The 11,628-nt window shown below is 62.2% G+C and carries 9 protein-coding genes and 1 pseudogene; 8 read left to right on the forward strand and 2 right to left on the reverse strand.

The genetic code is table 11. The features are described 5' to 3' along the window. Positions 1 to 14: 14 nt before the first annotated feature. From QZ648_RS01135 to QZ648_RS01165, 7 genes and pseudogenes are all read left to right on the forward strand, one after another. Positions 15 to 1,196, forward strand: coding sequence for a MaoC family dehydratase (locus QZ648_RS01135; RefSeq protein WP_291995859.1), 1,182 nt, complete (start codon positions 15 to 17; stop codon positions 1,194 to 1,196). A 2-nt stretch (positions 1,197 to 1,198) separates the two neighbouring features. Next, the gene (locus QZ648_RS01140; RefSeq protein ID WP_169065951.1) at positions 1,199 to 3,217 is read left to right on the forward strand and encodes a protein meaA; all 2,019 of its coding nucleotides are present in this window, start codon (positions 1,199 to 1,201) and stop codon (positions 3,215 to 3,217) included. A gap of 7 nt (positions 3,218 to 3,224) precedes the next feature. Next, positions 3,225 to 4,223 (forward strand): methylmalonyl Co-A mutase-associated GTPase MeaB, encoded by a 999-nt coding sequence (locus tag QZ648_RS01145; protein WP_291995860.1) that lies wholly within the window; start codon positions 3,225 to 3,227, stop codon positions 4,221 to 4,223. Positions 4,224 to 4,255: 32 nt separating this feature from the next. After that, a pseudogene (ccrA, locus tag QZ648_RS01150) lies at positions 4,256 to 5,488 on the forward strand (crotonyl-CoA carboxylase/reductase); the annotation flags it as partial. Positions 5,489 to 5,647: 159 nt separating this feature from the next. After that, entirely contained in the window at positions 5,648 to 6,010 is a 363-nt protein-coding gene (locus tag QZ648_RS01155) for a CBS domain-containing protein (protein WP_248595288.1), read from the forward strand. 139 nt (positions 6,011 to 6,149) lie between these two features. Continuing rightward, positions 6,150 to 7,127 (forward strand): NADPH:quinone oxidoreductase family protein, encoded by a 978-nt coding sequence (locus QZ648_RS01160; protein ID WP_169065955.1) that lies wholly within the window; start codon positions 6,150 to 6,152, stop codon positions 7,125 to 7,127. Positions 7,128 to 7,330: 203 nt separating this feature from the next. Then, on the forward strand, positions 7,331 to 7,780 hold the full coding sequence (locus tag QZ648_RS01165; protein ID WP_169065956.1) for a MaoC family dehydratase: 450 nt from the start codon (positions 7,331 to 7,333) through the stop codon (positions 7,778 to 7,780). Between the two features lie 89 nt (positions 7,781 to 7,869). Here QZ648_RS01165 and QZ648_RS01170 read toward each other — a convergent pair whose 3' ends face one another. Next, the gene (locus QZ648_RS01170; RefSeq protein ID WP_169065957.1) at positions 7,870 to 8,127 is read right to left on the reverse strand and encodes a MoaD/ThiS family protein; all 258 of its coding nucleotides are present in this window, start codon (positions 8,125 to 8,127) and stop codon (positions 7,870 to 7,872) included. Between the two features lie 212 nt (positions 8,128 to 8,339). Then, positions 8,340 to 9,542, reverse strand: coding sequence for a glycosyl hydrolase (locus tag QZ648_RS01175; RefSeq protein WP_169065958.1), 1,203 nt, complete (start codon positions 9,540 to 9,542; stop codon positions 8,340 to 8,342). Positions 9,543 to 9,838: 296 nt separating this feature from the next. Here QZ648_RS01175 and QZ648_RS01180 point away from each other — a divergent pair, with 296 nt between their 5' ends. Further along, a complete protein-coding gene (locus tag QZ648_RS01180) occupies positions 9,839 to 11,623 on the forward strand; it encodes a TIGR00341 family protein (RefSeq protein WP_291995861.1) in 1,785 nt (594 codons plus the stop codon). The last annotated feature ends 5 nt before the right edge of the window (positions 11,624 to 11,628 follow it).

The following is an 11,628-nucleotide window of genomic DNA, read 5'->3' on the forward strand; positions in this document are numbered from 1 at the left end:
AAGAGGAAGATTTCATGTCGCAAGCGATTCGTTTCCGAGCGCAGGTCGAACTGGCTGAAAAAGTGAAGCTGGACGTGCAGCAAGTCCGCTATCCCCACTATGGCCGCTATCTGGAGGAGTTTGTACCGGGGCAGGTGTTTGTTCACCCGCGTGGTTTCACCTTCTTCCCTGCCCAGATGGAGGCTTTTGCGCGTACCTACATGCAGTGCAATCCGCTGTATGTCAATGACCAGTACGCGCGGGCCAGCGGCTTTGCCGGTCTGGTCGCTTCGCCGCAGATGGTCTTCAATGTCGTTCTCTCGCTGGGCGTGCAGAACGATTCAGAAAAGGCGATGGCCAATCTCGGTTATTACGATGCCCAGTACCTGCGACCGGTCTATCAGCTGGATACGATTCGCTCGCTGACCAAGGTCATGGACCGCAAAGAGCGCGGTGCCGGCAAGCCGGGCATTGTCACCATCCGTACTCTGGGCCTCAACCAGAATGACGAGGTCGTGCTGCAGTACGAGCGGAAAATCATGGTCGCCGGGCAGGGCGATCGTCCGCCAACGACGCCCTTGCCGCCGTCGACCGTGATGCCGGCCTTCCCCTGGGTGGACGCTGCCGAGGTCGCCTTGCCGGAGTTTCCGGAGTCGCTCCCTGCCGGACTGACTGGTCCAAACTCCTGTTTCGAGGACTTTTCCGTCGGCGAGATCATCGTCCATGCCAATGGCCGAACAATCACTGACGAGCATTTGCCACTGACTTACGCGGTGGGCAATACACATCCGCTGCATTTTGACCGCGTCTTCAGTTCCGGCCTGTCCGGCAAGATGAGCGGTGATCCCATCGTTTATGGCGGTCTGGTCTTCGCCTGGCTGGAAGGCCTGGCCAGTCGCGACGTCAGCGAGAACAGCGTTTGGGAGCTGGGTTTTACCGAGGGCTATCACACGCAGCCGTCGGTCAGTGGCGATACCGTGGCCGCCTTGTCGCGGGTACTGGCGGCCGAAGATGCGCCGGGCGACCTGGCTGCGAAGTTCGGCATCGTGAGTTTCCAGCTGATCGGCGTCAAGAATGTTAGTGCTGCCAGGGCCTTTGCCCAATACGGCGTCGATTTGTTCGTCAAGGAAGGCGACAAGAAAGCGCTGGCCAAGGAGAAGATCGATGCGAAGATTTTTGAGATCGAGAGACGTCTCTTGATCAGGAAAAGGGGCTAGCCATGGATGTTCTGCAAACGAAGCGCGATCGACCGTGGTTGATGCGCACCTATAGTGGTCACAGCTCGGCCAAGGCGTCGAACACGCTTTATCGAACGAACCTGGCCAAAGGTCAGACGGGATTGTCGGTGGCCTTCGATTTGCCGACGCAGACCGGTTACGACGCCGACAGTCCCCTGGCGCGGGGCGAAGTCGGCAAGGTCGGCGTGCCGATATCGCATATCGAGGATATGGATCAGTTGTTCGACCAGATCCCGCTCGATCAGATGAATACGGCGATGACCATCAATGCCACCGCACCATGGTTGCTGTCCTTGTACATCGGCCTGGCACAACGGCGGGGAATCGATCCGAAAAAATTGAGCGGCACGACGCAGAACGACATCATCAAGGAATACCTGTCGCGCGGCACCTACATCTATCCGCCGGGCCCGTCGATGCGCTTGATCGCCGACACCATCAACTACACCATCAAGCACGTGCCGAAGTGGAATCCCACCAACATCTGCAGTTACCACCTGCAGGAGGCGGGGGCGACACCGGTGCAGGAACTGGCCTATGCCCTGTGCGCGGCGATGGCGGTTCTGGACCGGGTGCAGGCGTCTGGCGAGATCAAGCCGGACGAGTTTTCACAGGTCGTGGAGCGTATCTCCTTCTTCGTCAACGCCGGCATTCGCTTCGTCGAGGAGTGCTGCAAGCTGCGCGCCTTCGGCGAAATGTGGGATGAGTTGACCCTTACCCGCTACAAGGTCGCCGACCCGAAGCTGCGCCGCTTCCGTTATGGCGTGCAGGTGAACTCGCTCGGGCTCACCGAGCCGCAGCCGGAAAACAACGTCCAGCGAATCGTTCTGGAGATGCTCGCGGTGGCGCTTTCCAAAGGCGCGCGGGCGCGCGCCATTCAGCTTCCCGCCTGGAACGAGGCCATGGGTTTGCCGCGCCCCTGGGATCAGCAATGGGCGCTGCGCATGCAGCAGGTATTGGCTTTCGAAACCGATCTGCTGGAGTATGAAGATATCTTCGATGGCTCGCCGGTCATTGCCGCCAAGGTCAGGCAACTGGTCGAAGGTGCCAGAAAAGAGATCGCCAATGTCGAGGCGCAGGGCGGCATCATCGCCGCCATCGAGTCCGGCTACGTCAAGCGTGAACTGGTCGCCAGTCATATGAACCGCCTGCGTGCCATCGAGTCGGGCGAGCTGAAAATCATCGGCGTCAACTGCTTCCAGGAAACCGCCGAATCGCCACTGACCCTGGGCAGCGATGGCGGCATCATGAAAACCGATCCGGCCGCCGAACGCGAGCAGATCGAACGCCTGCAGGCGCATCGAAAAAACCGCAACGACGCCGACGTGCAGGCTGCCTTGCAAGGGCTTGGCGATGCCGCCAGGAGCGGTGAAAACATCATGCCCAGTTCGATTCGCTGCGCCCTTGCGGGAGTCAGCACCGGCGAATGGGGCGATTCGCTGCGCGCCGTGTTCGGCGAGTTCAGGCCACCGACCGGTATCGATATCGCCATCGACAGCTGCGCAGTACTCGGCAGGAAGGATCAGGTCACCGAACTCAGGACCCGCGTCGCCAGTACGGGTGAGGCTCTCGGTCGTCCCTTGAAACTATTGGTCGGCAAACCGGGCCTGGACGGACACTCGAACGGCGCGGAACAGGTTGCCGTCAAGGCCAGGGACGTCGGCTTCGAGGTGGTCTACGACGGTATCCGGCTGACGCCGCAACAGATTGCCCAGGCCGCGGAGGAAGAGGGCGTGCACATGGTTGGCCTGTCGATACTGTCGGGAAGCCATATGGAACTCGTGGAGTCGGTTCTCGATGAACTGCGCCTGCGCGATCTGGCAAGCGTGCCGGTGATCGCCGGCGGGATCATCCCGCTGGAGGATGCGACGAAACTGGTGGCGCTGGGCGTCAGTGCGGTCTATACGCCCAAGGATTTCAGTTTCAACACCATCATGGCCGATATGGTGGACGTGATCCGCGCAGCCAACGGGCTGGGACGCCTTGGACCGCTGCCCTGACCCGCACATGACACAGGTGCCGCTTCCCGATCCCGAGCAGTTGGCCGTGCGGATACTGCGCCGGGAGCGTGCGGCGGTGGCCAGCGGCTTGAATCTGCTCGACAACAAGCTGGCGGCCGCGCGTCAGCGCTCGGCACGTTTGCTGGCGGCGCTGTCCGCTGAGCGGGCGCTCAATGACGGCCACCTTATTGGCGTTACCGGCCCTCCCGGCGCCGGGAAGTCGTCGCTCGTGTCGGCGCTGATTCGCGAGTGGCGGCTGGCGGGTCGGACGGTCGGAGTGCTCGCTGTTGACCCATCCAGTCGCCCCGAATTGGGCGGTGGCGCTTTGCTGGGCGATCGCATTCGTATCAAGAACGCGTCCTACGACGAAGGCCTGTTCATTCGCTCGCTGGCCAACCGCAACCAGTTGGGTGGCGTGGCGAGCGAGGTCTGGCCGATGAGTTGGCTGCTGCTGGCCTGCTTCGATATCGTCGTCGTCGAGACGGTTGGTGTCGGGCAAACGGAAATCGATATTGCCGAGATTGGCGACACGGTCTGTTATGTGGCGCAACCGGCCTCGGGTGACACGATCCAGTATCTGAAGTCTGGGATCATCGAGATTCCGGATGTTTTTGCAGTCAATAAGTCGGACCTTGGCGCTCCGGCGCACAAGACCGCCAGCGAAATTGGCCGCAGCGCCCCCCGGCAGGATCGCCGTGATGATTGGGATTATCCGGTGTGCCTGGTGAGCGCCACGATGAATACCGGCATAAAGCAGTTGCACGGGCATTTCGATCGACATCGCAGCTTTCTCGTTGCGGCCGGCTTGTTGGGCAAACTGCGCGCTCGCCACCAGAGCGGCTGGGTAATGCGGGTGTTGAAGGAGGAGTTCGGGACTTTTGGCGTTGGGCTGGTCGGCGGCTACGCTGAAATCGGCAAGCGCCTGAACGCAACGCCAGGTAATCAATTCGAAGAATGTGAGCGAATGCGGCAGCAGATTATTTCCAGATTCAAGTCGTCAGATTGATCAAGTAGTTCAACCAACGAAGGAGCATCCTGATGAGCAAGCAGCTTTACGAAGTGGGTAATAGACCTCCCCTGGGCGAAGTTCCGGAACAGATGCACGCCTGGTTGATTCGCGCCGAGCGCTTTGGCCAGCCGACAGCAGCGTTCCAGAAGGAAGTAGTGAATACGCCGTCGATTGCCGACGACGAGGTCCTCGTTTACGTGATGGCGGCAGGAATCAACTACAACAACGTCTGGGCGGGAATGGGTGTTCCCGTCAATGTGATCGGCGCTCGCAACAAGGCCGGCGAGCCCGAGGATTTCCACATTGGCGGTAGCGATGCGTCCGGCATTGTCTACGCAGTGGGCAAGGACGTCACCAACGTCAAGGTGGGCGACGAAGTGGTCATGCATTGCGGGACCTATGATCGCAATTGTGCGTGGGTCAAAAAAGGTGGCGATCCGATGTACTCGCCGTCGTTCAAGATCTGGGGTTACGAAACCAATTACGGCAGTTTTGCCCAATTCACCAGAGTGCAGGCGCAACAGTGCATGCCCAAGCCCAAGCACATGAACTGGGAACAGGCCGCTGCCTATGTCCTGGTTGCAGCGACCGCCTGGCGGATGCTGCACGGCTGGGAAAGCAGTTCGGTCAAGAAGGGCGACGTGGCCTTGATCTGGGGTGGCGCGGGCGGTCTCGGTTCGATGGCGATTCAGATCGCCAAAGCGGTCGGTGCAACCTCCGTGGCCATCGTCTCGGGCGAGGACAAATACGACTACTGCATGAAGCTCGGCGCGAAGGGCTGCATCAACCGCAATGACTTCGATCATTGGGGAATGTTGCCGCACTGGAAGGACAATGCCGGCTACGCCAAGTGGTTGAAGGGCGTGCGCGGCTTCGGCGCAAAAATCTGGGAAGTGCTGGGTGAAAAGCGGGCGCCGAATATTGTCTTCGAGCATCCCGGTGAAACGACTATTCCGAGTTCAATTTTTGTTTGCGAAACCGGCGGCATGGTGGTGGTCTGCGCCGGTACCAGCGGCTACAATGCGACGGTCGATTTGCGCTACCTGTGGATGCGGCAAAAGCGCCTGCAAGGCTCGCATTTCGCCAATACCAAGCAGTGCAACGAGATGAACGAGTTGGCGCAGAGCGGCCAGCTTGATCCCTGTATGTCGCGGGCGTTTACCTATGAAGAATTACCCATTGCCCATCAGTTGATGGCCGACAACAAACACCCACACGGCAACATGTCGGTGCTCATCGGCGCCACCGACTTCGGTCTCGGTGCCAGCGGCAAGCCGGCGGTCGCGATGGTACAACCGACGCTGCCCAAGGGCGACGTGCACACCACGCCGGCGCCGTACCCGATGTCCACGCCGTTGCCGGGCATTGCCGAGGGCGAGCCGATCACCATTGCCGACGACGGCAGCAAGGTTCGCGATTTGATGCATCGTGGCATCATTTCCTGCGCGCCGGATGATACCGTCGGCGCCGTGGCCAAGATCATGGTCGGCAACGAAATCCATGCGGTGGTAGTCATGGATGCGCAGGGCGCGGCAGTTGGCGTCGTGTCGCAGACCGATATGGTGCTGGCGCGGCAGGGCCGCACTCCGGATCAGGCACGCTCGATGCTGGCCGGCGAAGTCATGACGCCGGGTTGCGCGACCTGCGATGCGGAAATGCTGTTGAGCGACGCGGTCAGCCTGATGACCGGACGGCGCATGCATCGTCTGGTAGTCACCGAGCAGGGTCAGCCGGTCGGTGTTATTTCGATGACCGACGTGGTGCGCAAGATCATCGGCGACTAGTCACAGCCGTTTCAATCGACCCCGCTGCCTGGCCTCTGGCCGCATCTCACGCTGGCCAGGTCGGGGAGTCCACAAAGACCCTTCCCGTCTTTCGCGACGGGGAGGGACTTTTCTCCGCAACCATGGAGAATTTACCAGCATGCGAGCCATCGTCTGCCGTGAACTGAGCGGTCCATCCTCCTTGCGGCTGGAGGAGCTTGCCGAAGCTCGCCCTGGTCCTGGCCAACTGCGCATCCGGGTCCGCGCCTGCGGCGTTAATTTCGCCGACAGCCTGATTATCCGCGGCCAATATCAAAAGCAGCCACCACTTCCCTTCAGTCCGGGCTTTGAAGTTTCCGGTGAGGTGCTGGAGTTGGGAGCGGGCGTAAAAGGGATTGCCCGTGGCGATCGGGTGCTGGCCATGACGCCGTCTGGCGGTTATGCCGAGCAGGTCGTCGCCGATGCGCAGCGCTGCCTGCGGATACCAGACGAAATGTCCTGGCAGCACGCTGCTGCCTTTCCGGTGGTGTTTGGCACTGCGCATATCGCCTTGTGGCACCGGGCCCGCTTGCGTGCCGGTGAAACCCTGGTCGTCCATGGCGCCTCCGGCGGCGTCGGCTTGACCGCTGTCGCGATTGGCAAGCAACTGGGGGCGACGGTGATTGCCACGGCCAGCAGCCCGGCAAAACTCGCGGTCGCCGGTGAGCACGGCGCCGATCATCTGATTGATTCCAGCCGTGATGACGTTCGCGAACGGATCAAGGAATTGACCGCCGGTCGCGGTGCCGATGTGGTCTACGATCCGGTTGGCGGCGACTTGTTTACCGCTTCGCTACGCAGTATTGCTTTCGAAGGGCGCATCCTGATCATCGGTTTCGCCGCTGGCAGCGTGCCGCAGATTCCTGCCAATCACTTGCTGGTCAAGAATGTGGACGTCATCGGTGTCAACTGGCCGGCGTACGTGGAACTGAACCCCGCGGTGATGACCGAGAGTTTCCAGACGCTGATTCACTGGTATCTCGACGGCGCGATCAAGCCGCATGTCTCGGCGACCTATCCACTGGAGGAGGCGTGTGAAGCGCTTGATCAGGTGGTGAGCAGAAAATCGACCGGCAAAGTCGTGATTGCTATCGACTGAAGCACCGTGATGACCTTTGCATTGACCGCTGTGCCTATATCAGAGATACTCCTTGTCGCTTATTAAAGATTCTCGTCCTCTGGACGTTTTGGATTCAAGTTTTTTGCTATGTTGAAAAATATTCACCGGTGCCAGCGATAGCTGACGCTGTTTTCCCTGGGCACGGACATATCCGTGCTGATAATCATTATGAAAGGCCTATCATGAATCCCCAGAACGGTTACGATATTGAAGACTTGTCTGTCGGTATGAGCGCGGAAATTGCCAAGACCATTACTGACGCAGATCTGGTCCTGTTTGCGGGCGTGTCCACCGACGTCAATGCGGTGCATATGGACGAGGATTTTGCGCGCACGACGATGTTTGGCGGCCGTATCGCGCACGGCATGTTATCCGCCAGCCTGATCTCGGCGGTGCTCGGCAATCGCTTGCCCGGGCCCGGCTGTATTTACATGAACCAGTCCTTGCGTTTCCGCGCGCCGGTGCGTCCCGGCGACACGGTGCATGCCAAGGTGACGGTCAAGGAAGTGTTCGCCGAAAAGGGCCGGGTGGCGCTCGACACCGTGTGCACCGTGGGTGACACCGTGGTCATCGATGGCGAAGCGATGTTGATGCCCACCTCGCGCAAAAAGCGCGAAGCGGCTGGCAAGTAGTTCGTCGCTACGGCCGCTGGCAGGGGGTTGGCGAAACTGCACGCGACGCCACCCCGCCGCAGCCGACTTTGCCGACGCGCCGCCGCCGCTCACCCGCCGCTCAGTGCCTGCACGATGATCAGTTCGCCGTTCGCGTCCAGCGGCTGAGCGAGGTCGCGTAGCTGCGCGCTGGCGTAGAAGAAGCGGATGTGTGCTCGTATCTGCTGCTGCTCGTCGATCATGCGGAAGCGAATTCCCGGGTAGCGGCGGTCGAGGTCGGCAAGCACGCTGGCGAGGGTCGCGCCGTTGGCCTCGACCTCGCCGTGTGTGGTGTAGGAGCGCAAGGCGCTCGGAATGAGCACTTTCATGGGCGGCCAGCCTTACCGTGAAAGTCGCGTAAGCGACTCACGAACCTCCCCTCTCCCCCCGCGGGAGAAGGGCCGGGGGTGAGGCGGGGAATTCAGGGAGCATGGTCCCTGCCCGGCGAACGATTCCGGCGTGCAAGCCGGAATGCGCACTGCAAGTGAGAGGGGGACGGTCATGACTCTCATGATCCGGGGTGCCTCGACTGCCATGTCCGTTACGCCAGGAATGCGGTTTCGACGGCGTAGATTTCCGGCAGGTGGCGGGCGATGCATTGCCAGTGCAGGCCTTCGTCGCGACTCATCCACAACTCGCCGCTGGTGGTCCCGAAATAGAGGCCTAGCGGCTGCAGCGCGTCGGCGCTCATCGCCTGGCGCTTGACCGTCCACCACGCCTGGCTGGTCGGCAGGCCGGCGTCGCGACGTTGCCAGCTCTGGCCGCCGTCGCCTGTCGCATACACCGCCGGCCTGCCGTCCGGACTGGTGCGTGGCCAGACGGAAGTGCCGTCCATCGGGAAGACCCAGGCGGTGTCTGCGTCGCGCGGGTGGAGCACCATCGGAAAGCCGACGTCGCCGACCTCTGCGGGCAGGCTCTTGCCGATGTTCAGCCATTGCTCGGACGGCCGGTCAAGGCGGTAGATGCCGCAATGGTTCTGCTGATAGAGACGATCCGGGTTGCTCGGGCACAGGCGGACGCAATGCGGGTCGTGGAAAGTGGGATCGGCGCGATCGAAACCGCCGACGACGTCGAGCTGGTCGAGCAGGGGCTTGAAACTCTGGCCGCCATCGCTACTCTCGTGCACGCCACCACCGGACATCGCCAGGTAGAGGTGATCGGCGTTGCGGGGATCAACGATGATCGAGTGCAGCTTTGGCCCGTCCGGCGTGCCGTCCTGTACGCTACCCATCCACTGCCGGTATTGCGGATCGTCGTTGATGCACGAGAACGGCGCCCAGCTGATGCCACCGTCGTCGGAACGGAACAGTCCCTGCGGCGAAGTGCCGGCGTACCAGACATCCGGCTGCTGGGCATTACCCGGCGTCAGCCAGAAAGTGTGATCGACCGTGCGGCCGGGCAGGGCTGTGCCAGAGGTGGCCCCTTCGCTGCTCGCAGCGAAAGCGGGCGGGCGCTTTGCTTCGCTCCAGCTGCGCCCACGATCGGTCGAGCGGAAGATCGTCGGACCGAGGTGTCCCGTCTTGGCCGCAGCGAGCAGGGTTTGGCCGTCGCGCGGGTCGAGCACCAGATGACTGATGATGTGGCCGAGAAAGTGCGGGCCATCGACGCGCCAGTTTTCGCGTGCCGCATCGCCGTGATAAAGCCAGGCGCCCTTGCGAGTGGCCACCAGCAGCACGACCTGACCCTGCTCTGCCGTGCCGGCACCGCCATGGTCAGCGTGCCGGGTATTCGTATTGTCGGCCATTACTATTTCTCCTTCTCGTTGTCACTTGCCCTGCCGGTGCTGGTCGCTCCTGGCGCCGATTTCTCGAGGTGCCACTTTACCGCACAGTCGGACTGCGCCCAATAGGAATGCCCGTGTTCGTCACGCTGTTCAACGCGGCCCCTTCCCGTGCCATCCCTTGGTAGAATCGCTGCCTGCATCGCTGCGGATGCCGGAATCCGTGGACATGCCTCCCAGAACGGCGACGGTCGGCGTCGCACCGGCAGCGACGCGCTCCCTTCTCGACGCCTGTCGCAAGCACTCCAAAGAGTCAGAGCGTGACACTCTCCCGTCGCCAACAAAGCCCGAATATGCCCACGCCCGTACCTGCATCACCCGCTAGCCAAGCATCCACTACGCCACCAACAGCAAGCGCGACAGCAAGCGGAGCTGCCGCGCCTGCCGAAGTCGCCGAAGTCGCCGAAGTCGCCGAGGTCGCCGAGACTGCCGGCCTCGGCGAGGACCTGCTCAGCACGGGCAGCTTCGTCCGCGTGCTGTGGCTGGGGCCGCGTGCCTGGGGGCGCTGGTGGCGAGCTCTGGTGCGCGAGATCGATCACCGGGGGATTCTCGATCAGGTCGAACAGGACGCCAATTTCTCGTTCAATTTCTGCTTCATGATTGTGGTCGCCGGCGGCATAGCGACCATCGGCCTGCTGCTCAACTCGCCGGCGGTGATCATCGGCGCGATGCTGATCTCGCCGCTGATGGGGCCGATCGTCGGCAGCGGCATGGCCATCGCCACTCTCGACTTCGATCTGGCGCGTAAAAGTTTGCGTGCGCTGGCTTTGGGTACTGCCGCAGCAGTGGCGTTCACTTCGCTGATCGTGCTGCTTTCGCCGGTCAAGGAACTGACGCCAGAGCTGCTGGCGCGTACCCGCCCGAATCTTTTCGACCTGGTGGTCGCCATCCTCTCGGGTGCCGCGGGCGGCTATGCCCTGATCCGCGGCCGCGGTGGGGCGATCGTCGGAGTGGCCATTGCCACGGCCTTGATGCCACCGCTGGCGACCATTGGCTATGGCCTGGTCACCGAGCGCTGGCCGGTGGCGCGCGGCGCGCTGCTGCTGTTCTTCACCAACATGGCGGCGATCAGTCTTGCGGTCGCCGCCGTTGCCGAATGGTATGGTTTCGGCCGCGGTGGCTTGCGCAAGCGCTTTGCCCGCCAGGCAGCGATCTCTTTTCTGGTGCTGGTGCCCCTCGGCATACCGCTGTTCATTTCGCTGAAAGCGATCGCTTTCGAGAGTTTCGCGCAGATTCGTATTCGCAACGTGCTCGAGGCCGGCGCGGCCTCGCTGCCGGGCGGCCAGCTGGGCGCAGTAGAGGTGCTGTTCATCGACAGCAAGCCACCGCGGGTGCGCGCCATGGTCTTGAGCGCCGAACCTGAGGCCGAGCTGGAGCTGCGCCTGGGCGAGGAGATCGCACGGCAACTGCACCAGCCGGTCGATTTGCAGCTGACACAGCTACGCACGTCTGAAAAAGTGTCGCCGCAGGTGCTCGCGCTCGGGCTTGGCGAGAGTGCGCCCAAGCTCGATAGCAGCGTCGCCGACAGTCTGCGCAGCGCCTTTCCCTTGCCGCTGGCCGCTTTTGATGCCGATTCTGCGCAGCGACGCGCGACGCTGGTTCCCGAAGCGCAAGCGGGAATCGACCTCGCCGCCTGGCGGGCAATGGAGAGCGACCTGGGAAAGCGTCATCCGCAGTGGCAGATCCGCTTGCTGCCGCCGCCGCAGGCACTGCCGCCGATCTATTTCGAACCCGGCAGCAAGGGCCTCAATGAGGCCGCAGAGTTGCGCATCGCGACCATCGTCTGGGCCCTGCAACGCTGGAACATCGATCGCGTCGAAGTCGTCGGGCACGCCAGTAGTGACCGTGGGGGGCCGCCGCGGCTCGCTGGCGTGCGTGCCGAACGCGTTGCCGAGGCATTGCGCGCCGGCGGGATCGAGGTGGTTTCGGTGGCCCGCTATCCGCTGCCGAATCAGTTGGCCGCCGAACGCGAACGGGGCGAAGCGGCCTTTCGAGCGGTGTCGGTGCTGCTGCCGGTCGTCGCCGAGAAATTGCGCAAGGAGTGATGAGG

The organism is Candidatus Accumulibacter sp. ACC012, from assembly GCF_907163155.1.
GTDB lineage: Bacteria > Pseudomonadota > Gammaproteobacteria > Burkholderiales > Rhodocyclaceae > Accumulibacter > Accumulibacter delftensis.

Coding starts and splice junctions, on each gene's coding strand:
- QZ648_RS01160 (WP_169065955.1), top strand. CDS start 6,150: ATGCGAGCCATCGTCTGCCGTGAACTGAGCGGTCCATCCTCCTTGCGG.
- QZ648_RS01145 (WP_291995860.1), top strand. CDS start 3,225: ATGACACAGGTGCCGCTTCCCGATCCCGAGCAGTTGGCCGTGCGGATA.
- QZ648_RS01175 (WP_169065958.1), bottom strand. CDS start 9,542: ATGGCCGACAATACGAATACCCGGCACGCTGACCATGGCGGTGCCGGC.
- QZ648_RS01170 (WP_169065957.1), bottom strand. CDS start 8,127: ATGAAAGTGCTCATTCCGAGCGCCTTGCGCTCCTACACCACACACGGC.
- QZ648_RS01165 (WP_169065956.1), top strand. CDS start 7,331: ATGAATCCCCAGAACGGTTACGATATTGAAGACTTGTCTGTCGGTATG.
- QZ648_RS01155 (WP_248595288.1), top strand. CDS start 5,648: ATGCATCGTGGCATCATTTCCTGCGCGCCGGATGATACCGTCGGCGCC.
- QZ648_RS01135 (WP_291995859.1), top strand. CDS start 15: ATGTCGCAAGCGATTCGTTTCCGAGCGCAGGTCGAACTGGCTGAAAAA.
- QZ648_RS01140 (WP_169065951.1), top strand. CDS start 1,199: ATGGATGTTCTGCAAACGAAGCGCGATCGACCGTGGTTGATGCGCACC.